18 protein-coding genes are annotated in these 21,408 nt (G+C 73.8%); 16 read left to right on the forward strand and 2 right to left on the reverse strand.

What is annotated here, in order from left to right:
- The first annotated feature begins 241 nt into the window (after positions 1-241).
- The 12 genes from hpnC to QK440_RS05975 all read left to right on the forward strand — a co-directional run bounded on the left by hpnC (position 242) and on the right by QK440_RS05975 (position 13,673).
- Complete coding sequence (gene hpnC, locus QK440_RS05920; RefSeq protein ID WP_282791895.1) at positions 242-1,144, forward strand: squalene synthase HpnC; 903 nt, start codon at positions 242-244, stop codon at positions 1,142-1,144.
- Entirely contained in the window at positions 1,141-2,091 is a 951-nt protein-coding gene (gene hpnD, locus QK440_RS05925) for a presqualene diphosphate synthase HpnD (RefSeq protein ID WP_282791896.1), read from the forward strand. The genes hpnC and hpnD overlap by 4 nt, the downstream gene beginning before the upstream one ends.
- Before the next feature lie 526 nt (positions 2,092-2,617).
- Positions 2,618-4,045, forward strand: a complete 1,428-nt coding sequence (gene hpnE / locus QK440_RS05930) for a hydroxysqualene dehydroxylase HpnE (RefSeq protein WP_282791918.1) — start codon at positions 2,618-2,620, stop codon at positions 4,043-4,045.
- Positions 4,042-5,163: a polyprenyl synthetase family protein gene (locus QK440_RS05935; protein WP_282791897.1), complete on the forward strand. Its 1,122-nt coding sequence runs from the start codon at positions 4,042-4,044 to the stop codon at positions 5,161-5,163. The genes hpnE and QK440_RS05935 overlap by 4 nt, the downstream gene beginning before the upstream one ends.
- A 107-nt stretch (positions 5,164-5,270) precedes the next feature.
- A complete protein-coding gene (shc, locus tag QK440_RS05940) occupies positions 5,271-7,265 on the forward strand; it encodes a squalene--hopene cyclase (protein ID WP_282791898.1) in 1,995 nt (664 codons plus the stop codon).
- Positions 7,265-7,915, forward strand: a complete 651-nt coding sequence (locus tag QK440_RS05945; RefSeq protein ID WP_282791899.1) for a 1-hydroxy-2-methyl-2-butenyl 4-diphosphate reductase — start codon at positions 7,265-7,267, stop codon at positions 7,913-7,915. The genes shc and QK440_RS05945 overlap by 1 nt, the downstream gene beginning before the upstream one ends.
- Positions 7,916-7,921: 6 nt before the next feature.
- A complete protein-coding gene (gene hpnH, locus QK440_RS05950) occupies positions 7,922-8,941 on the forward strand; it encodes an adenosyl-hopene transferase HpnH (RefSeq protein WP_282791900.1) in 1,020 nt (339 codons plus the stop codon).
- 4 nt (positions 8,942-8,945) lie between these two features.
- Entirely contained in the window at positions 8,946-9,116 is a 171-nt protein-coding gene (locus tag QK440_RS05955) for a hypothetical protein (protein WP_282791901.1), read from the forward strand.
- Positions 9,117-9,147: 31 nt separating this feature from the next.
- Positions 9,148-11,379: a 1-deoxy-D-xylulose-5-phosphate synthase gene (gene dxs, locus QK440_RS05960; RefSeq protein WP_282791902.1), complete on the forward strand. Its 2,232-nt coding sequence runs from the start codon at positions 9,148-9,150 to the stop codon at positions 11,377-11,379.
- Entirely contained in the window at positions 11,376-12,770 is a 1,395-nt protein-coding gene (locus QK440_RS05965; protein ID WP_282791903.1) for an aspartate aminotransferase family protein, read from the forward strand. Before dxs ends, QK440_RS05965 begins: the two co-directional genes overlap by 4 nt.
- 128 nt (positions 12,771-12,898) lie before the next feature.
- Entirely contained in the window at positions 12,899-13,531 is a 633-nt protein-coding gene (locus QK440_RS05970; RefSeq protein ID WP_282791904.1) for an XRE family transcriptional regulator, read from the forward strand.
- Positions 13,532-13,550: 19 nt separating this feature from the next.
- Entirely contained in the window at positions 13,551-13,673 is a 123-nt protein-coding gene (locus tag QK440_RS05975) for a DUF6126 family protein (RefSeq protein ID WP_282791919.1), read from the forward strand.
- 15 nt (positions 13,674-13,688) lie between these two features.
- Here the strand turns inward: QK440_RS05975 and QK440_RS05980 are convergent, their stop codons facing one another.
- A complete protein-coding gene (locus QK440_RS05980) occupies positions 13,689-14,486 on the reverse strand; it encodes a tyrosine-protein phosphatase (RefSeq protein ID WP_282791905.1) in 798 nt (265 codons plus the stop codon).
- 236 nt (positions 14,487-14,722) lie between these two features.
- Between QK440_RS05980 and QK440_RS05985 the strand changes: the two genes are divergently transcribed.
- Together QK440_RS05985 and QK440_RS05990 are read left to right on the forward strand one after the other, a co-directional pair.
- Positions 14,723-16,834: an alpha-galactosidase gene (locus QK440_RS05985; protein WP_282791906.1), complete on the forward strand. Its 2,112-nt coding sequence runs from the start codon at positions 14,723-14,725 to the stop codon at positions 16,832-16,834.
- Between the two features lie 127 nt (positions 16,835-16,961).
- On the forward strand, positions 16,962-17,765 hold the full coding sequence (locus QK440_RS05990; RefSeq protein WP_282791907.1) for an SGNH/GDSL hydrolase family protein: 804 nt from the start codon (positions 16,962-16,964) through the stop codon (positions 17,763-17,765).
- A gap of 30 nt (positions 17,766-17,795) precedes the next feature.
- On the opposite strand, the gene QK440_RS05995 is transcribed toward QK440_RS05990, so the two are convergent.
- Entirely contained in the window at positions 17,796-18,374 is a 579-nt protein-coding gene (locus QK440_RS05995) for a carboxymuconolactone decarboxylase family protein (RefSeq protein WP_282791908.1), read from the reverse strand.
- A gap of 167 nt (positions 18,375-18,541) precedes the next feature.
- Between QK440_RS05995 and QK440_RS06000 the strand changes: the two genes are divergently transcribed.
- Both QK440_RS06000 and QK440_RS06005 read left to right on the forward strand, forming a co-directional pair.
- On the forward strand, positions 18,542-19,720 hold the full coding sequence (locus tag QK440_RS06000; protein ID WP_282791909.1) for an MBL fold metallo-hydrolase: 1,179 nt from the start codon (positions 18,542-18,544) through the stop codon (positions 19,718-19,720).
- A 376-nt stretch (positions 19,721-20,096) separates the two neighbouring features.
- Positions 20,097-21,408 (forward strand): ATP-binding protein (locus tag QK440_RS06005; RefSeq protein WP_282791910.1); only part of this gene is annotated, 1,312 nt, incomplete at its 3' end.

Here is a 21,408-nt window from a genome sequence, read left to right on the forward strand (position 1 = left end):
TCAAGTCACGTACGTTCAGGGAAGCTTGGAGCCAATCGGTGCGTTCTTGTGATGTGCGGAACGCCCCGACGAACCGCCGTCCGTTGTACAACGTAAGCTGTACCGGTGCTGATTCGCGGCAAGTGGGGCGATATCGCTTCCCGGTCGGATGCGGAACGCCGCGCACCGCGTGGCGGCTTTGGCGGCGTGTCCGAAATAGGATGTTTTGGGTAGGCAGTGTAGAACGGGAGATGTGACGGCAATGGCTACGGACGATCTCCGGCTCCGCGATGCGTCCGCCGTCCTCGCCAAAGCCGCGGACGAGAACTTCCCCGTGGCCCCGTTCTTCCTCCCGCGCGCCTGGCGCGAGGACCTCATGGCCGTGTACGGCTTCGCCCGCCTGGTCGACGACATCGGCGACTCCGACCTGGACCGCTCCGCCGCGCACGCCCGCTACCTGGGTGCCGGTCCCGACGCCGCGGGCGACCCGCTCGCCCTGCTCGACGCCTTCGAGGCCGACCTGCGCCGGATCTTCACCGCCGGCCAGGAGCCCGGCCACCCGCTGCTGCGGACGCTCGCGGCCACCGTGCGCCGCCGGGACCTGACCCCCGAGCCCTTCCTCGGCCTGATCGCCGCCAACCGCCAGGACCAGCTCGTCACGCGCTACGAGACCTACGACGACCTCGTCGCCTACTGCGAGCTGTCCGCGAACCCGGTCGGCCGCCTCGTCCTCGCCATCACCGGCACCGCGACGCCCGAGCGTGTCCGGCTGTCGGACGCCGTGTGCACCGCGCTCCAGATCGTCGAGCACCTCCAGGACGTGCCCGAGGACCTCGCCCGCGACCGGATCTACCTGCCCGCCGAGGACATGAAGCGCTTCCACGTCCAGGAGCGGGACCTGGCCGCGCCCACCGCGGGCGCGTCGGTGCGCGCCCTGGTCGCGTTCGAAGCGGAACGCGCCCGACGCCTGCTGAATGAAGGCACCCCCCTGGTGGGTAGCGTCCACGGCAGGCTGAAGCTGCTGCTGGCAGGGTTCGTGGCAGGGGGGAGGGCGGCCGTCTCGGCGATCGCCGCCGCCGGATTCGACGTACTTCCAAGGCCGCCGAAGCCCACGAGGACGCGCACGCTGCGCGAGGTGGGCGCGGTTCTGCGAGGAGAGGGGTGAGCGGGACCGTGGAGTCGGAACCTCGCATGTCCGCGCCGGTGCTGGCGGCATACACCTACTGCGAGGCCGTGACCGGGCAGCAGGCGCGCAACTTCGCGTACGGCATCAGGCTGCTGCCGGCGCCGAAGCGGCGCGCCATGTCCGCGCTGTACGCGTTCTCGCGGCGCGTGGACGACATCGGTGACGGCGCGCTCGCGCCGGACGTGAAGCAGGCGCGGCTCGACGAGACGCGCGGGGTGCTCGCCCGGATCCGCGACGGCGCCGTCGCCGAGGACGACACCGACCCCGTGGCGGTGGCGCTCAGCCACGCCGCGCGCCACTTCCCGATCCCGCTCGGCGGCCTCGACGAGCTCATCGACGGCGTCCTGATGGACGTGCGCGGCGAGACGTACGAGACCTGGGAGGACCTCAAGGTCTACTGCCGCTGCGTGGCCGGAGCCATCGGACGCCTCTCGCTCGGGGTGTTCGGTACGGAGCCGGGGGCGCAGGGCGCGGAACGCGCGCCGGAGTACGCCGACACGCTCGGGCTCGCGCTCCAACTCACCAACATCCTCCGGGACGTTCGCGAGGACGCCCTGGAGGGGCGCACCTACCTCCCCGGTGACGACCTCGCCAAGTTCGGCTGCTCCGCCGGGTTCGCACGGCCCGAGCCGCCCGCCGGGTCGGACTTCGCGGGGCTCGTCCACTTCGAAGTGCGCCGCGCCCGCGCGCTGTTCGCCGAGGGCTACCGGCTGCTGCCCCTGCTCGACCGGCGCAGCGGCGCCTGCGTGGCGGCCATGGCGGGCATCTACCGCCGCCTGCTCGACCGCATCGAGCGGGAGCCGGAAGCGGTCCTCCGGGGCCGCGTCTCCCTGCCCGGGCGCGAGAAGGCCTACGTCGCCGTGCGCGGCCTGTCCGGCCTCGACGCCCGCAGCGTCTCGCGGCAGGTCATCAGGAGACGTACGTGATCCGCCGCGGCGGCCCCGACCGGCGGGCAACCCTCCGCGTGACCTGGGCGTCCCAGACTGCAACCGCCGAAAGGGAGGACGCATGACGCAGGACGACAGCCGGCCCGGACCGGGCGCCGACGCGGACCGCCCGGGCGGCCGCCGCGCCGAGCGACCCGCCGAGCGCCGGCCGTCCGGCCCCGCCGCCCGGGCGGACCGGGCCCCGGCCGGGGCCCCGGCGCCGCGGGCGCCCGGCCCCGCGTCCCCCGACCCGGCGGACAGTGCTCCCGCCGCCCGGTCAGGCAGCGCTCCCGCCGCCCCGGCGACGGACGACGCCTCTTCGAAGCCTCGGACACCGTCCGAGGCTTCGGCCAAGTCGGCGGCGGACACCTCGCCCGCCCCGGCGGCGACGGACCGCCCGGCCCCCGGCGGAGGCAGTGCGTCACACCGGCCCCATGACACCGTGCCCGACGAGACGGACGAGGGTGCCGTGCCCGACGAGACGGATGAACCGAACGAGACGGACGAAGGCGCCGTGCCCGACGAGGTGACCGCGACCGGCGGGAGTCCGGCGGCACGTGCGGCGACGGCGCGGGGGAGCGCGGCGGACGCCTCCGCCAGGAAGTCGGCCGTCGTCGTCGGCGGCGGTCTCGCCGGCATCACCGGCGCGCTGGCCCTCGCCGACGCCGGGCTCGACGTGACGCTGCTCGAAGGCCGGCCCCGGCTCGGCGGCCTCGCCTTCTCCTTCCGGCGCGGCGAGCTGACCGTCGACAACGGCCAGCACGTCTACCTGCGCTGCTGCACCGCCTACCGCTGGTTCCTCGACCGTGTCGAGGGCGCGCACCTCGCACCGCTGCAGGAACGTCTCGACGTACCCGTGCTCGACGCCACGCGGCGCCGCCTCGGCAGGCTGCGCCGCACCGCGCTGCCCGTGCCGCTGCACCTGGCCGCGAGCCTCGCCACCTACCCGCACCTGTCGCTCGCCGAGCGCGCCCGGGTGGGCCGCGCGGCGCTCGCCCTCAAGGGGCTCGACCCGGCCGACCCCGCGCTCGACCACCAGGACTTCGGCAGCTGGCTGGCCGCGCACGGCCAGTCGGCGCGCGCCATCGAGGCCCTGTGGGACCTCGTGGGCGTGGCCACGCTGAACGCCGTCGCGGGCGACGCCTCGCTCGGGCTGGCCGCGATGGTGTTCAGGACCGGGCTGCTCTCCGACCCGGGGGCCGCCGACATCGGCTGGGCCCGGGTGCCCCTCGGTGACCTCCACGACGGGCTCGCCCGCAAGGCGCTCGACTCCGCGGGCGTCCGTACCGAACTGCGCACACGTGTCACCTCCATCTCGCCTCTGGAGAACGGCCGTTGGCGCGTCGAGGTTCCCGGCGAGCGCATCGAGGCCGACACCGTCGTGCTCGCCGTGCCGCAGGCCGAGGCGCACGACCTGCTGCCCGAGGGCGCGCTCGACGACCAGGACCGGCTGCTCGACATCGACACCGCGCCGATCCTCAACGTCCACGTGGTGTACGACCGCAAGGTCCTCAAGCGGCCCTTCTTCGCCGCGCTCGGCACCCCGGTCCAGTGGGTCTTCGACCGGACCGAGGCCTCGGGCCTGCGCTCGGGCCAGTACCTCGCGGTGTCCCAGTCCGCCGCGCAGGACGAGATCGACGCCCCCGTGGCAGCGCTCAGGGAGCGCTACCTGCCGGAGCTCGAGCGCCTCCTGCCCGCCGCGCACGGCGCGCGCGTCCTGGACTTCTTCGTGACCCGGGAGCGCACCGCGACCTTCGCGCCGACGCCGGGCGTCGGCCGCCTGCGACCGGGCGCGCACACCAAGGCGCACGGGTTGTACCTGGCCGGCGCGTGGACCGCCACCGGCTGGCCCGCGACGATGGAAGGCGCCGTACGCAGCGGCATCAGCGCCGCACGGGCCGCGCTGACCGCACTCGACCGCCCCCGTGACCATCTCTTCGAGGAGGCGGCGTGACGCTCGACCTTCTGGGGCCGTCCCAGAACCCCCGCACCGGAACTAGAGGAGAGACTGTGCCGACTGTGCCCTCGGCCGAACCGGCCGCTGTGGACGTGACCTCGCTGCTCGAGCGGGGCCGGACGCTGGCCACCCCGGTGCTGCGGTCCGCCGTGGACCGCCTCGCGCCGCCCATGGACACCGTCGCCGCCTACCACTTCGGCTGGATCGACGCCGAGGGCAACCCGGCCGACGGCGACGGCGGCAAGGCCGTGCGCCCCGCGCTCGCCCTGCTGTCCGCCGAGGCCGCGGGCGCGCCCCCGGAGGTCGGCGTGCCCGGCGCGGTGGCCGTCGAGCTCGTGCACAACTTCTCGCTCCTGCACGACGACCTGATGGACGGCGACGAGCAGCGCCGCCACCGCGACACCGTGTGGAAGGTGCACGGACCCGCGCAGGCCATCCTCGTCGGTGACGCCCTGTTCGCCCTGGCCAACGAGGTCCTCCTGGAGCTCGGCACCGTCGAGGCGGGCCGCGCCACGCGCCGCCTGACCACGGCGAGCCGCGCCCTCATCGACGGCCAGGCGCAGGACATCTCGTACGAGCACCGCGAGCGGGTCACCGTCGAGGAGTGCCTGGAGATGGAGGGCAACAAGACGGGCGCCCTGCTCGCCTGCGCCGTCTCCATCGGCGCGGTCCTCGGCGGCGCCGACGACGCCACCGCCGACACCCTGGAGCGGTACGGCTACCACCTCGGCCTCGCCTTCCAGGCCGTGGACGACCTGCTCGGCATCTGGGGCGACCCGGAGGCCACCGGCAAGCAGACCTGGAGCGACCTGCGCCAGCGCAAGAAGTCGCTGCCGGTCGTGGCCGCGCTGGCCGCGGGCGGCCCGGCGTCCGAGCAGCTCGGCGACCTGCTCGCCGCCGACGCCAAGAGCAACGACTTCGACAGCTTCTCCGAGGAGGAGTTCGCCGCGCGCGCCGCGCTCATCGAGGAGGCGGGCGGGCGCGAGTGGACCGCCGAGGAGGCGCGGCGGCAGCACACCGTCGCCATCGAGGCCCTGGACACGGTCCGGATGCCGGACCTGGTGCGGGCGCAGCTCACCGCGCTCGCCGACTTCGTCGTCGTACGGAAGAGATGATCACTATCGGGCACACCTGACTCGCAGTCGCCGGAACACCGTCCTGGTGAGGGCGGTGTCCGACGGCGGACCCAGCAGAGAAGAAGCACTGCGTCGAAGGGGAAGCCATGACAGCGACGACCGACGGTTCCACCGGAGCGGTGACGCCCCGCGTGGCCTCGGCCACCGGAACACCTGACACGAACCCCGGGGCGGCCGGGGCACCGGAAGCCGCCAGACGGGCCATACAGCGGTCCACCGAGTACCTGCTGTCCCGCCAGGACGCCCAGGGGTGGTGGAAGGGCGACCTGGAAACCAACGTGACCATGGACGCCGAGGACCTGCTGCTCCGCCAGTTCCTTGGCATCCGGGACGAGGCCACCACCCGCGCCGCCGCCCTCTTCATCCGCGGCGAGCAGCGCGACGACGGCACCTGGGCCACCTTCTACGGCGGCCCCGGCGAACTCTCCGCCACCATCGAGGCCTACGTGGCCCTGCGCCTGGCCGGGGACGCGCCGGACGAGCCGCACATGGCAAAGGCCGCCGCCTGGATCCGCGAGCGCGGCGGCATCGCCGCCGCCCGGGTCTTCACCCGCATCTGGCTCGCCCTCTTCGGCTGGTGGAAGTGGGACGACCTGCCCGAACTCCCGCCGGAACTCATCTACTTCCCGAAGTGGTTCCCGCTCAACATCTACGACTTCGGCTGCTGGGCGCGGCAGACCATAGTGCCGCTCACGATCGTCTCCGCCAAGCGCCCGGTGCGCCCGGCCCCCTTCCCGCTGGACGAGCTGCACACCGACCCGGACGCGCCCAACCCGGGCAAGCCCCTTGCCCCGCTGGCCAGTTGGGACGGCGTGTTCCAGCGCCTGGACAAGGCGCTGCACCTGTACCACAAGGTCGCGCCGCGCCCGGTGCGCAGGGCCGCGATGAACAGCGCCGCGCGCTGGATCATCGAGCGGCAGGAGAACGACGGCTGCTGGGGCGGCATCCAGCCGCCCGCGGTGTACTCGATCATCGCGCTGCACCTGCTCGGCTACGACCTCGACCACCCCGTGCTCAAGGCGGGCATCGAGTCGCTCGACCGGTTCGCGGTGTGGCGCGAGGACGGCGCGCGCATGATCGAGGCCTGCCAGTCCCCGGTGTGGGACACCTGCCTGGCCACGATCGCCCTCGCCGACGCGGGCGTCCCCGCCGACCACCCGCAGCTCGTCAAGGCCGCCGACTGGATGCTGGGCGAGCAGATCGTCCGGCCCGGCGACTGGGCGGTGCGCAAGCCCCACCTCACCCCGGGCGGCTGGGCGTTCGAGTTCCACAACGACAACTACCCCGACATCGACGACACCGCCGAGGTCGTCCTCGCGCTGTGCCGCGTCGCGCACCCGGACCGGCGGCGGATGGACGGCGCCATCGCCCGCGGCGTGCGCTGGAACCTCGGCATGCAGTCGAAGAACGGCGCCTGGGGCGCGTTCGACGTCGACAACACCAGCCCGCTGCCGAACAAGCTGCCCTTCTGCGACTTCGGCGAGGTCATCGACCCGCCGTCGGCCGACGTCACCGCGCACGTGGTGGAGATGCTCGCGTACGTCGGCAAGGCCCACGACCCGCGCGCCCGGCGCGGCATCGAGTGGCTGCTCGCCGAACAGGAGGAGAACGGCGCCTGGTTCGGCCGCTGGGGCGTCAACTACGTCTACGGCACCGGCTCGGTGGTGCCCGCCCTGATCGCGGCCGGTCTGCCCGCCGCGCACTCGGCGATCCGGCGCGCGGTCGGCTGGCTGGAGTCGGTGCAGAACGACGACGGCGGCTGGGGCGAGGACCTGCGCTCGTACCGCGACGAGCGGTGGATCGGGCACGGCGCCTCCACCGCCTCGCAGACCGCGTGGGCGCTGATCGCGCTGCTCGCCGCCGGGGAGCGGGACTCCCCGGCCGTCGAGCGCGGCGTGGCCTGGCTCGCCGAGGCCCAGCGCGAGGACGGCTCCTGGGACGAGCCGTACTTCACCGGCACCGGCTTCCCCTGGGACTTCTCCATCAACTACCACCTGTACCGGCAGGTCTTCCCGCTGACCGCGCTCGGCCGGTACGTGCACGGAGAGCCGTTCCCCGGCGGCTCGGGCAAGGGGAGCTGATGGCCGCGGATCCGGCCGCACCGGGGCCCGTCCCGCTCCTCGTCGCCTGCGCGCTCGGCATCGAGCGGCTCGCCCTGCGCACCGGCGACCGCGGCGGCGCCGACGGGTCCGTGACCGTGCTGCGCACGGGCATGGGCCCGCGGGCCGCCGCGCGCTCGGTCACGCGCGCCCTCGGCAAGGAGGCGCTGCGCGACGCGGCCGTCGTGGCCACCGGGTTCTGCGCCGGCCTCGCCCCCGGCATGCACCCCGGTGACCTCGTGGTCGCCGACGAGACCCGGCACCACGGCGGCAGCACCCCCTGCCAGGGCACGAAGCTGCTGGTCGAGGGGTTGACGCGGGCCCTGCCCGGCCGGACCGTGCACACCGGCCCGCTCACCGGCTCCGACCACGTGGTGCGCGGCCCCGAGCGCGGCGCCCTGCTGGCCACCGGGGCCATCGCGGTCGACATGGAGTCCGCCGTCACGCTGCACAGCGCGGTCGCGGCCGGGCCCCGGCCGGTTGCGGCCGTCCGGGTGGTCGTGGACGCCCCCCAGCACGAACTGGTCCGCATCGGCACGCTGCGCGGTGGAATATCGGCTTTCCGCGTGCTCCGTGCCGTGCTCCCCGCTTTTTTCGAATGGCACCGTTCTTCGCCGCTCCCCCGGAGGTGAGCCCAGATGGCTATGCCGCTGCGTCAGTCAATCAAGGTCGCTACTTATCTCTTCGAGCAGAAGCTGCGCAAGCGTGACAAGTTCCCGCTGATCGTCGAGTTGGAGCCGTTGTTCGCGTGCAACCTGAAGTGCGAGGGCTGCGGCAAGATCCAGCACCCGGCCGGTGTGCTCAAGCAGCGCATGCCGGTGGCGCAGGCCGTGGGCGCCGTACTGGAGTCCGGGGCGCCGATGGTGTCCATCGCCGGTGGCGAACCGTTGATGCACCCGCAGATCGACGAGATCGTGCGGCAGTTGGTGGCCAAGAAGAAGTACGTGTTCCTGTGCACGAACGCGATGCTGCTGCGCAAGAAGATGGACAAGTTCACGCCCTCGCCGTACTTCGCGTTCGCCGTGCACATCGACGGCATGCGGGAGCGCCACGACGAGTCCGTGGCCAAGGAGGGCGTCTTCGACGAGGCCGTGGCCGCCATCAAGGAGGCCAAGCGGCGCGGCTTCCGGGTGACCACCAACTCGACCTTCTTCAACACGGACACCCCGCAGACCATCATCGAGGTCCTGAACTACCTCAACGACGACCTCAAGGTCGACGAGATGATGCTGTCGCCCGCCTACGCGTACGAGAAGGCACCCGACCAGGAGCACTTCCTCGGCGTCGAGCAGACCCGCGAGCTGTTCAAGAAGGCCTTCGCCGGCGGCAACCGGCGCCGCTGGCGGCTGAACCACTCGCCGCTGTTCCTCGACTTCCTGGAGGGCAAGGTCGACTTCCAGTGCACCGCCTGGGCGATCCCCAACTACTCGCTCTTCGGCTGGCAGCGCCCCTGCTATCTGATGAGCGACGGCTACGTCCCCACGTACCGGGAGCTCGTCGAAAAGACCGACTGGAGCAAGTACGGCCGCGGCAAGGACGACCGGTGCGCCAACTGCATGGCGCACTGCGGCTACGAGCCGACCGCCGTGCTCGCCACCATGGGCTCCCTCAAGGAGTCGCTGCGCGCCATGCGCGAGACGGTCAACGGGAACCGGTGACGTCATGACCCCCTCCGGCCCCGCGGCCCCGGGCCTGCGCGTCACCGTCGTGGCCCGCGGGCGCGGCGCCGCGCCGGTGGCGCCCGCGGGCCGGGCCGGCGGGGGCCGGGGCGAGGGGGTCCGCCGCGCGGACGGGGCCGCGGGCGCCCCGTCCGGCGAGCCGACACCGCCGTGAGCTGAGGACAACCAGTGAAGGGGGCCCGAGCATGACCATTCTGGAGACCGTCAGGGGGCCGCGCGACCTGAAGGCGCTGACCGAGTCCGACCTGCGCCAACTGGCGGAGGAAATCCGGGAGTTCCTGGTGAGCGCGGTCGCGCGGACCGGCGGGCACCTCGGACCCAACCTGGGGGTGGTCGAGCTGACCATCGCCCTGCACCGGGTCTTCGAGTCGCCCGTCGACCGCCTGGTGTGGGACACCGGCCACCAGAGCTACGTCCACAAGCTGCTGACCGGCCGTCAGGACTTCTCCAAGCTGCGCGGCAAGGGCGGCCTGTCCGGCTACCCCTCGCGCGAGGAGTCACCGCACGACATCGTCGAGAACAGCCACGCCTCCACGGCCCTCGGCTGGGCCGACGGCCTCGCCAAGGCGCGCGACGTGCTCGGCGAGCGCGGGCACGTCGTCGCCGTCATCGGCGACGGCGCCCTCACCGGCGGCATGGCCTGGGAGGCGCTGAACAACATCGCCGCCGCCAAGGACCAGCCGTTGATCATCGTCGTCAACGACAACGAGCGCTCCTACGCCCCCACCATCGGCGGCCTCGCCAACCACCTCGCCACCCTGCGCACCACCGACGGCTACGAACAGGTCCTCGCCTGGGGCAAGGACGTCCTCCAGCACACCCCCCTCGTCGGCCGCACCCTGTACGAGTCCCTGCACGGCGCGAAGAAGGGCTTCAAGGACGCCTTCGCGCCCCAGGGCATGTTCGAGGACCTCGGCCTGAAGTACGTCGGGCCCATCGACGGGCACGACATCAAGGCCGTCGAGTCCGCGCTGCGCCGCGCGAAACGCTTCCACGGCCCCGTCCTCGTCCACTGCCTGACCGAGAAGGGCCGCGGCTACGAACCGGCCCTCGCCGACGAGGCGGACCGCTTCCACACCGTCGGCGCCATGGACCCCCTCACCTGCGAGCCGCTCACCCCGGCCGGCGGCCCCTCGTGGACCTCCGTCTTCGGCGACGAGATGGTCCGCATCGGCGCCGAGCGCGAGGACGTCGTCGCCCTCACCGCCGCGATGCTGCACCCCGTGGGGCTCACGCGGTTCGCCGCCGCCCACCCCGACCGGGTCTGGGACGTCGGCATCGCCGAGCAGCACGCCGCGGTCTGTGCCGCCGGGCTCGCCACCGGCGGCCTGCACCCGGTCGTCGCCGTCTACGCCACCTTCCTCAACCGCGCCTTCGACCAGCTCCTGATGGACGTGGCCCTGCACAAGTGCGGCGTCACCTTCGTCCTGGACCGGGCCGGGGTCACCGGCGCCGACGGGCCCTCCCACAACGGCATGTGGGACCTGTCCGTCCTCCAGGTGGTGCCGGGCCTGCGGATCGCCGCGCCGCGCGACGCCGACCAGCTCCGCGCGCAGCTGCGCGAGGCCGTGGCCGTCGACGACGCGCCCACGCTGCTGCGCTTCCCCAAGGAGTCGGTGGGGCCCGCGATCCCGGCCGTGGACCGGCTCGGCGCCATGGACGTGCTGCGCCGGGACACCGCGCCGGACGTGCTCCTCGTGGCTGTCGGGGTGATGGCGCCGGTGTGCCTCCAGGCCGCCGACCTGCTCGCGGAGCGCGGCATCGGCTGCACGGTGCTCGACCCGCGCTGGGTCAAGCCCGTCGACGAGGCGCTGCCGCCGCTCGCCGCGCGCCACCGGCTCGTCGCCGTCGTGGAGGACAACAGCCGCGCGGGCGGCGTCGGTTCGGCCGTCTCCCTCGCCCTGGAGGACGCCGGCGTGGACGTGCCCGTACGCCGCTTCGGCATCCCGGAGCAGTTCCTCGCCCACGCCAAGCGCGGCGAGGTCCTCGCCGACATCGGCCTGACCCCGGTGGAGATCGCGGGACGGATCGGCGCGGCGGCGGCCCGCTGGGGCGGCGCGTCGGGCGAGGCGGGAGGGACGGCCGTGACACCTGCGGGGGCACCCGCGACCGCGACGGGCGCGACGCCTGCCGGGGCACCCGCCACCGAGGCGGCGACCACGCCCGCCGGAGCGAACGCCACCGGGTCGGCCGCGACGCCCGCGGGGGCACGCCCCGCGGACGTACGCCCCGCGGGGACGGCCGAAGCAGCCGCCACGAGGACGGCCCGAGTACCCGCCCCCACGAACGCCGGTACACCCGGCCTGGACGACGCCGGTACACCCGGCCTGGACGACGCCGGTACACCCGGCCAGGAGAGCGCCGGAGCACCCGGCCCGGAGCAGGCCGGCGCGGCCGGCGAGGAGACCCGAGCATGACCGGCACGAGCAAGGAGTTCGACCTCGGCAGGCTGCTCGCCGAGCGCGGCGGCGAGCGCTACGAGCTGCACACCCGGCACCTCAACCACCAGCTCCCGCGCATGCTGCGCACCATCGGCTTCGACAAGGTCTACGAGCGTGCCGAGGGAGCCTACTTCTGGGACGCCGACGGCCACGACTACCTGGACATGCTGGCCGGCTTCGGCGTCATGGGCCTCGGCCGCCACCACCCCGTGGTCCGCAAGGCGCTGCACGACGTCCTGGACGCCTCCCTCGCCGACCTGACCCGCTTCGACTGCCAGCCGCTGCCCGGGCTGCTCGCCGAGCGCCTGCTCGCCCACAGCCCGTACCTGGACCGCGTGTTCTTCGGCAACAGCGGGACCGAGGCCGTCGAGACCGCGCTGAAGTTCGCCCGCTACGCCACCGGCAGACCGCGGGTCCTGTACTGCGCGCACGCCTTCCACGGCCTGACCACCGGCTCCCTGTCGGTGAACGGCGAGACCGGCTTCCGCGACGGCTTCGCCCCGCTGCTTCCGGACACGGCCGTGCCGCTCGGTGACCTGGACGCGCTGCGCCGGGAGCTGCGGCACGGGGACGTCGCCGCGCTCATCGTCGAGCCCGTCCAGGGCAAGGGCGTGCACGAGGCCCCGCCCGGCTATCTGCGCGCCGCCCAGGAGCTCCTGCACCGGCACAAGGCGCTCCTGATCGCCGACGAGGTGCAGACCGGCCTCGGCAGGACCGGCGCCTTCTACGCCCACCAGCACGAGGAGGGCGTCGAGCCCGACCTGGTGTGCGTCGCCAAGGCGCTCTCCGGCGGCTACGTGCCGGTCGGCGCGACCCTCGGCAAGGACTGGATCTTCAAGAAGGTCTACTCGTCCATGGACCGCGTCCTGGTCCACTCGGCCAGCTTCGGCTCCAACGCCCAGGCCATGGCGGCCGGGCTCGCGGTCCTGGCCGTCATGGACGACGAGGGCGTCGTGGAGAACGCGCGCGTGACCGGCGAGCTCCTGAGGTCCCGCCTCGCGGCGCTGGTCGACCGGTACGAGCTGCTCAGCGACGTGCGCGGGCGCGGCCTCATGGTCGGCATCGAGTTCGGCAGGCCCACGTCCCTGAAGCTGCGCAGCCGCTGGGCGATGCTCCAGGCGGCCCGCAAGGGGCTGTTCGCGCAGATGGTCGTCGTACCGCTGCTCCAGAAGCACCGCATCCTCACGCAGGTCTCCGGCGACCACCTGGAGGTCATCAAGCTCATCCCGCCGCTGATCATCGGCGAGAAGGAGGTGGACCGCTTCGTGACGGCGTTCACCGACGTCATGGAGGACGCGCACGGGGGCGGCGGCCTCATGTGGGACTTCGGCAAGACGCTGGTGAAGCAGGCGGTCGGCAACCGGTGACGACCCCCGGCCCGGGCGGCGCGGCAGGCCCGGCCCAGGCGGCGCGGGCGGGCCGCTCGGGGGAGGGAGGGCTTTGCCTCTGAGGCAACAAAATTGCCCCGGAGGTAAGACTCTGGCTCAATCAAGGTATGAGCCCTGCCACCCCGGACAGTGACGAGGCGGTCGACGCACTGCCCGTCGTCGCTCCGCAGCTCCGCGCGCTGCGCCGCCGGGCCGCCCTGACCCTGGAGGCGGCGGCCCGGGCCGCGGGTCTCTCGCCCGCGCACCTGTCCCGCCTGGAGACCGGGCACCGGCAGCCGTCGCTGCCGATGCTGCTCGCGCTCGCCCGTACCTACGGTACGACGGTCTCGGAGCTCCTGGGCGAGACGCCCGCCGACCGGGACGCCGTCGTACGCGCCCCGGACATGGAGCCCACCGCCGCCGGCGGCTGGACGTACTGGCAGGCGGGCGCGCCCGGCCGGGGCATGCAGGCGCTGCGCGTGCACGTCCCGGCCGGCGCGCAGGGCGACATCGTGCGGGTGCACCCCGGCGAGGAGTGGCTGTACGTCCTCGACGGGCGGCTGCGGCTGCGCCTGGGGGACACCTCGTCCGTGCTCGCCCCCGGCGACAGCGCGCACTTCGACTCGCTGACGCCGCACCGGATCGCCGCCGTGGACCCGAGCGGCGCCGACTTCCTGTTCGTCCACACCTTGCTGCAGAGCCCTGCCGCCGCGCTCTGCCTCGGCGGCCCGACCCGGGGAGACCGACATGACGGAACCTGAACCGCAGCCGCCGCGCCGCATGGCCATGGAGGAGAAGTTCCCGCGCGGGCTGTGGGTGCGGCTGATCATCTACGTCGCCGTGGGCCACCTCTTCGCGGGCTTCATCTACCTGCTGTTCGTCCTCGGCGGCCAGAACCAGTAGCCGGCCGGCAGCCCCTCAGTCCAGGAGGCGCTCGCGCAGGCGCTCACGCGTCGGCGGCGCGATCCGCAGCCCCTTGGTGAGGTAGGTCTCCGTGTCGCCCCAGGTCTCGTCGATGGTGGCGAAGGCCGCCGCGAGGTACTCGGCGCGGGCGTCGAACAGGGGGCTCAGGAGCTCCATGATCTCCGGCGACATGGCGTCCGGGGCCGTGCTGCTGCGGTGCACCTTGTACCGGCGGTGCGCGGCGTTCGACTCCAGGTAGTCCGCCTCGATCGCCTCGCGCTCCACGCCGACGGCGAGCAGCGTGACGGCGATCGACAGGCCCGCGCGGTCCTTGCCCGCCGCGCAGTGCATCAGCGCGGGCACGCTGTCCTCGGCCAGCGCGTGCAGCACCTGGCTGTGCTCGGCCGTGCGCTCCTTGATGATCGTGCGGTACGAGTCCGCCATGCGGCCGGCCGCCTTCCCGTCGGACAGGACGGAGCGGAGCTGGTCCAGGTCGCCGTCGCGGACCATCTTCCAGAACTCGGCGCCGTCGGCCGGGTCGGTCAGCGGCAGGTTCACGTTCCGGACGCCCGGCAGCTCCACGTCGGGGCCCTCAAGACGCTGGTCGGCCGCGTTGCGGAAGTCGAAGACGGTGTGCAGGCCCAGCGAGGACAGGAACGCGGCGTCGGCGGCCGTGGCGTGCGCGAGGTGCCCGCTGCGGAACAGGACGCCGTGGCGGACCCGGCGGCCGTCGACGGTCGGCAGGCCGCCCACGTCACGGAAGTTGCGCACACCGGCCAGCTCGGGTTCGGTCGACGGGACCTGCTGCGTCACGGGCTCTCCTCAAGGTCGGTGGCCTGCCCCCCCCGGGGCGGCGCGGTGCCGCGCGCGGCGGCGGTGGATGCGCCTTCGACCATACGACACGGGTTCCTGAGGCAATCAGTCGTGGCGGAGCGTGCACGGGCGGAGCCCCGATGCTTGCATGGGCTCGCGGATGTGCGTACGCCCGCGGATCTGTCGAGATCGCGCGCTCATCCGGTGAGATCCGTCAGCGGACCTGTGGGGGTTTGATGATCGAGGTCGGCGAGGACGCCCGCACCTGGCTCCTGTCGGGCCCCACCAGCAGCTACGCCCTGCATCTGACCGACCGCGACGAACTCTTGCACCTGCACTGGGGACCGCGGCTCGCGCTCGCCGACGCCGAGGCCCTGGCCGCCGCGCCGCTGCCGCCCGAGCGGCCCTTCGAGTCGCGGCTCGACGGGCGCGAGGAGTACCCCGTCGAGGGCGGCCCGCGGTTCGTGCGGCCCGCGCTCTCGGTGCGCGGCGGCGGGGTGCGGGGCACGGAGTGGCGGTTCTCCGGCGCCCGGCACGACGAGGACGAGCTCCGGCTCACCTTCACCGACCCCCTGCACCACCTGGAGGTGCTGCTCGTCCACCGGCTGCGCGGCGACGTCGTCGAGCGGTACGCGGTCCTCACACACCAAGGCCCCGCCGGGTCACCGGAGCTGGAGCTGCTGCGGGCCGACTCCGCCACCTGGACGCTGCCCCGGCGCGAGCGCTGGCGCCTGTCCCAGCTCCACGGCCGCTGGGCCGCGGAGTCCCGCCTCGTACGGTCGGAGCTCGCGTACGGGGAACACGTCATCGGCAGCCGCCGCGGGCACACCGGGCACCAGCACCTGCCGTGGGTGGCCCTCGACGCGGGCGACGCCACCGAGGAGCACGGCGAGGTCTACGGCTGCGCGCTGGCCTGGTCCGGGTCGTGGCGCGTCGCGGTGCACCGGCTGCCGGACGGCGCCGTGCAGATCACGGGCGGCCCCGGCCACGACGACTCGGGCTTCGAGGTGCTCACGCCCGGCACGGCGGTCGGCACGCCCGTGTTCGCCGGGCTGTGGAGCGACGGCGGCTTCGGCGGGGCGAGCCGCGCCTGGCACGCCTACCAGCGCGCGCACGTCCTCCCGGACGGGGACGAGGTGCGGCCGGTGCTCTACAACTCCTGGGAGGCCACCGGGTTCGACGTCTGCGAGGCGCAGCAGCGGGAGCTGGCCGGGCGGGCCGCCGGGCTGGGCGTGGAGCTGTTCGTCGTCGACGACGCGTGGTTCGGGCGGCGGACCAGCGACCGGGCCGGGCTCGGCGACTGGACGCCCAACCCCGAGCGGTTCCCGGGCGGTCTGAAGCCGCTCGCCGACCATGTGCACGGACTCGGCATGGACTTCGGCATCTGGGTCGAGCCCGAGATGGTGAACGCGGACAGCGACCTGTACCGCGCGCACCCCGACTGGGTGCAGCACCACCCCGGGCGTACCCGTACGGAGTTCCGCAACCAGCTCGTGCTCAACGTCGCCCGCGACGACGTGCGGGCGTACCTGTGGGAACGGCTCGACGCGCTCCTGTCCGCCGCCCCGGTCGACTACGTGAAGTGGGACTTCAACCGCTGCTTCACCGACCCGGGCTGGCCGGGGGAGCCCTGGCCGCAGCGGTTGTGGTCCGCCCACGTCCGCGGCGTCTACGACCTCATCGACCGGCTGCGGGCCGCGCACCCGTCCGTCGCCTTCGAGTCCTGCTCGGGCGGCGGGGGCCGGGTCGACCTCGGCATCCTCTCCCGGACGGACCAGGTGTGGACCTCCGACAACACCGACCCGGCGGACCGGCTCGCCATCCAGCACGGCTTCAGCCACTTGCACCCCGCGCGCGTGATGGCCGCCTGGGTCACCGACAGCCCCCACACCCAGCTCAACGGGCGCGTGAGCCCGCTGCGGTTCCGGTTCGTCAGCGCCATGGCCGGGGTGCTCGGCATCGGCGGCGACCTGGCGCGGTGGAGCGACGAGGAGCTGGCCGAGGCACGCCGGTGGGTGGAGCTCTACAAAGAGATCAGGCCGGTCGTGCAACGGGGCGACCTGTACCGGCTGCGGCCGCCCGGCGACGGGCTCGGCGCCGTGCAGTACGTGCGCGGCGACGACGTCGTCGTCCTGGCCTGGCTGCGCGCGCAGGCCTACGGGGAGGAGCCCCCACCGCTGCGGCTGGCCGGGCTCGACGCCGCGGCGGCGTACGTGTGCCGGGACACCGGCGCGGTGCACCGGGGCGCGCTCCTGCTGCACCACGGGCTGCGCACCGGGCTGCGCGGCGACCTGGACGCGGCGGTGTTCCGGCTGCGCCGCGCACCGGACACCGCACCGGCCCCCTAGACCACGCCGACCACGCCGACCTCGCTATTCCTGGTTGGTAGAAACTTGACCGGTGGCTTATCTCACGCCACGTCAACCCCTTATTACGGTGGCGTAGGTCACTTGCCGGAAGGAAAGATGGGGCGACGTGACAGCAGAGTCGACACCCATCGTCAAGAACGCACCCACCCACCCCATCACCTCCTACGCGGCGGTCGGCGACAGCTTCACCGAAGGCGTGGGGGACCCCGGGCCGGACGGGACCTTCGTGGGCTGGGCCGACCGGCTCGCCGTACTGCTCGACGACCTGGTCCCGGAGCACACGTTCCGGTATGCGAACCTCGCCGTGCGCGGCAAGCTGCTCGACCAGATCGTCGCCGACCAGGTGCCGCGGGCCAAGGAGCTCGCCCCGGACCTGGTGACGTTCTGCGCGGGCGGCAACGACATCATCCGGCCCGGCACCGACCCGGACGAGGTCGCCGAGCGCTTCGAGCGGGCCGTCGCCGACCTCACCTCGGCCGTCGGCACCGTCATGGTCACCACCGGCTTCGACACCCGCGGCGTGACCCTCCTTAAGCACCTGCGCGGCAAGATCGCCACGTACAACGGCCACGTCCGCGCGGTCGCCGACCGCTACGGCTGCCCGGTGCTCGACCTGTGGTCGCTGAAGACCGTCCAGGACCGGCGGGCCTGGGACACCGACCGGCTGCACCTGTCGGCCGAGGGCCACACGCGCGTGGCGCTGCGCGCGGCCCAGGTGCTCGGCATCGACGTGCCCGCCGACCCGGAGCAGGCGTGGCCGCCGCTGCCGCCGCGCGGGCCCCTGGAGGTACGGCGCGACGACATCCAGTGGGCGCGCGAGCACCTGGTCCCATGGATCGGGCGGCGGCTGCGCGGCCAGTCGTCGGGCGACCACGTGGCGGCCAAGCGGCCGGACCTGATGCCGCTGTAGGGCCCCGTCGGACCCGCGAGCCCGGGGCGCTCAGAGGACGCCGCGCGCCGAGCGGCCGGGCGCCTCGCGCAGGTCGCAGGACTCCTTGAAGCCCTGACTGGTCAGACCCATCGCCGAGTTGAAGCGCGAGCGCAGGTTCTCGACGGCGACCATCATGGTCAGCTCGACGAACGCGGGCTCGCCGAGCTGTCCGAGCAGCCGCGCGGACAGCTCGTCGTCGACCTCGGGCGGGTTCGCGGTCATCGCCTCCGCGTACGCCATGACGTCGCGCTCCAGCGGCGTGTACGCGTCGCTGTCGCGCCACGCGGGCACGTCGTGCAGCTTGCGGGCGTCCAGGCCGAGCTTGTGCCCCTCCCAGTAGCCGAAGTCCATGCACCAGGAGCAGCCGATCGAGGCAGCCGAGGCCATCACCGCGAGCTCCTTCAGGCCCTTGTCCAGCTGGTTCCACCTGGCCACGGACTGCTCGAAGCGGAGGTAGGCCCACAGGGCGCGGCGGTGGTGGGCCATCGCCCGGCCCGGGTCGAGGACCTTGCCGTAGGCGCGCTTCGAGTACCACTCCAGGGCGCGGAAGAGCAGCGTGCGCGGCGGGGTGAGCGAGATACGGGCCATGGGGCCACCTCCGGAGTCCGTGCGGCGTGGTTTCGCCGTCCCACCGGTACGACGGGCCGGGCGGGCGCGGATGTGACATCGGGCGGGGGTACGGCCCCCCGGGGCCGGTGTCAGGGGCCGCGCACATAATGGGGATGCTTGAGCTGCCCTGTTCCTGGAGGTGCGCCGTGTCCCGGTCCCTGAGCCCCCTGCTCCGCCCGCTGCGTCCGGCCGCCTTCGGCGCGGAACCCACCGGCGACCGCCTCGCGCGCATCCGCAGATCGCCGCACTTCGCCGACGGCTCGTTCCGGAACCCGGTGGGGGCGCGCACGCGGCCCTCCGGCTCCGCCCTGGAGTTCGCGAAGGTCTACTTCCGGCACGAGGAGCGCGTACGGCGCGCCCCGGCGGGGCACGTGCCGGTGCACGCCACCACCCTCGCCGACCTCGCCGCGCCCCCGGCGAGCGGCCTCAGGCTCACCTGGATGGGGCACTCCAGCGTCCTCGCCGAGATCGACGGGCGCCGGGTGCTCTTCGACCCGGTGTGGGGCGAGCGGTGCTCGCCCTTCGCCTTCGCCGGGCCCCGGCGGCTGCATCCGGCGCCCGTGCCGCTGGCGGCGCTCGGCCCGGTCGACGCGATCGTCATCTCGCACGACCACTACGACCACCTGGACCTGCCCAGCATCCGGGCGCTCGCGGGCACGGGGACGCTGTTCGCCGTGCCGCTCGGCGTCGGCGCGCACCTGGAGCGCTGGGGCGTGCCCGCGAGCCGCCTGCGCGAGCTGGACTGGCACGAGTCCACGGACGTCGGTGGCCTGACCCTGACGGCCACGCCCGCCCGCCACTTCTGCGGCCGGGGCCTGCGCAACCAGCAGCACACGCTGTGGGCGTCCTGGTGCGTCACGGGCCCCGAGCACCGCGTCTTCCACAGCGGCGACACCGGCTACTTCCCGGGCTTCGAGGAGATAGGCACCGCCCACGGGCCGTTCGACGCCACCATGATTCAGATCGGCGCATATTCCGACTTCTGGCCGGACATCCACATGCGCCCCGAGGAAGGCCTGCGCGCCCACCTCGACCTCCAGGGCGGGCGGCCGCACGGCGTGCTGCTCCCGATCCACTGGGCCACGTTCAACCTCGCGCCGCACGCCTGGGCCGAGCCCGGCGAGGGCACGCTCGCCGCCGCCCGCGCGCTGGGCGCCCCGCTCGCGCTGCCCGTCCCCGGCCAGCCCTTCGAGCCGGGGTCCGGCGCGGTGCCGGACGCCCCGTGGTGGCGCGCGGTCGCCGTCGCGCCCGAAGGCGGCTGGAGCGAGCCCGGCCCCGGCCCGGCGCCGGACGCCACGGACCACGAGACGGCACCCGTGGCCTGAATCCCGGAGCGGGGACACGCACGCGCCACCCACCGGACACGCGGCGGACGCGGGGCGTACGCGCGGGGGACGCGCAGGGGGCGCCCGCAGGGCACGGGAACGGGCGCTCGGTAGCACGTGCGTCCTGCCGCCGCGAGGTGTTCGCGCGGGCGTACGACGGTTTTCGCGCGGCCGTGCGACCCGTCATACCAGAGCGGGACGCTGCCTGCCGGACTTTGTCAACTGCCCACCGCACGTGAGGTCTTGGCGACTACCGTGTGTGGCCGTCGGGCGACGCAGGGATCACATCACGGCCTGCCGGCCGGCACCGCGATGCCATCGACGAGGTGCCGCAGTGGACCGCTGGGGTGCCCGTCGCGACGTACCGAGGACGCAGATGTCTCACCTTCGCGCACCGGCAGGACGCGCAGACCGCCGCGAGGGCGGACGGCACGGCAGGTCCGGCAGCCGGGCCGCGCCGCCCCCGCCCGAGACGCGCATACGGCCGCACCTGCTGCGCATCACCGTGCTGCCCGCCGTCCTGGTGGGGCTGTGCGGCTGCGCCGCCGTGCTCTTCGTGATCCGTGCCTCCGGGACCCGGCCGCAGCCGCCGCTGCTCGCCCTGCTCGGCGCCGCGGCCCTGCTCGGCCTCACCGGCATCGTGATCGCGGCGGTGGCCGCCGACCGGGCCGCGCGCTCCCTGCGCGACCGCCTCGCCACGCTGCGGCGCACCACCGCGCGCGGGCAGGCCGATCTGCGCGACCTCGTCGAGCGGCTGCGCAGCGGCGAGTCCCCGGCGGTCCGCGAGCCCGCCGCGCGCCCGGCGCCGGCCCAGGACGAGTTCGGCCTGCTCGCCGACGAGCTGGCCCGCGCCCGCGAAGGGGCCGTCACCGCCGTCGTGCAGGCCTCCCGGCTCTCCGGCCAGGCGGGCAACGAGCAGAAGGTCGAGGTCTTCGTGAACCTCGCCCGGCGCCTGCAGTCGCTCGTGCACCGGGAGATCTCCCTGCTCGACGAGCTGGAGAACGCCGTCGAGGACCCCGAACTGCTCAAGGGCCTCTTCCACATCGACCACCTGGCCACCCGCATCCGGCGGCACGCCGAGAACCTCGCGGTGCTCGGCGGCGCCATGTCGCGCCGCCAGTGGAGCAGGCCGGTGTCCATGACGGAGGTGCTCCGCTCGTCCATCGCCGAGGTCGAGCAGTACTCCCGGGTCAAGCTGGTGCCGCCCGTCGACGGGACCCTGCGCGGGCACGCCGTCGCCGACGTCATCCACCTGCTCGCCGAACTCGTCGAGAACGCCACGGTGTTCTCCGCCCCGCACACCCAAGTCCTGCTGCGGGCGGGCCGGGTGACGTCCGGGCTCGCCATCGAGGTCGAGGACCGCGGCCTCGGCATGCCCGTCGCCGAGCAGGCCCGGATGAACCAACTCCTCGCCGACCCCGACCAGGTCAACGTCGCGAGCCTGCTCCAGGACGGCCGCATCGGCCTGTTCGTGGTCGCGGCGCTCGCCCGCCGCCACGGCATCGCGGTGCGCCTGCAGAGCAACATCTACGGCGGCGTCCAGGCCGTCCTCATCGTCCCCCAGGGGCTCCTCGGCGCCGAGCAGGACGCCGCGCCCGCCGCCCGCGCCACCACCCCCGCCCCCGCCACCGGCGCCGCCCCCGCGCCCGACGCGGTCCCGCAGGCCGCCCCGCCCGCGCCCGCGCCGG

The organism is Streptomyces sp. CC224B (assembly GCF_030010595.1).
GTDB lineage: Bacteria > Actinomycetota > Actinomycetes > Streptomycetales > Streptomycetaceae > Streptomyces > Streptomyces longispororuber.

Coding starts and splice junctions, on each gene's coding strand:
- hpnC (WP_282791895.1), top strand. CDS start 242: ATGGCTACGGACGATCTCCGGCTCCGCGATGCGTCCGCCGTCCTCGCC.
- shc (WP_282791898.1), top strand. CDS start 5,271: ATGACAGCGACGACCGACGGTTCCACCGGAGCGGTGACGCCCCGCGTG.
- QK440_RS05945 (WP_282791899.1), top strand. CDS start 7,265: ATGGCCGCGGATCCGGCCGCACCGGGGCCCGTCCCGCTCCTCGTCGCC.
- hpnH (WP_282791900.1), top strand. CDS start 7,922: ATGGCTATGCCGCTGCGTCAGTCAATCAAGGTCGCTACTTATCTCTTC.
- QK440_RS05955 (WP_282791901.1), top strand. CDS start 8,946: ATGACCCCCTCCGGCCCCGCGGCCCCGGGCCTGCGCGTCACCGTCGTG.
- dxs (WP_282791902.1), top strand. CDS start 9,148: ATGACCATTCTGGAGACCGTCAGGGGGCCGCGCGACCTGAAGGCGCTG.
- QK440_RS05965 (WP_282791903.1), top strand. CDS start 11,376: ATGACCGGCACGAGCAAGGAGTTCGACCTCGGCAGGCTGCTCGCCGAG.
- QK440_RS05970 (WP_282791904.1), top strand. CDS start 12,899: ATGAGCCCTGCCACCCCGGACAGTGACGAGGCGGTCGACGCACTGCCC.
- QK440_RS05975 (WP_282791919.1), top strand. CDS start 13,551: ATGGCCATGGAGGAGAAGTTCCCGCGCGGGCTGTGGGTGCGGCTGATC.
- QK440_RS05985 (WP_282791906.1), top strand. CDS start 14,723: ATGATCGAGGTCGGCGAGGACGCCCGCACCTGGCTCCTGTCGGGCCCC.
- QK440_RS05995 (WP_282791908.1), bottom strand. CDS start 18,374: ATGGCCCGTATCTCGCTCACCCCGCCGCGCACGCTGCTCTTCCGCGCC.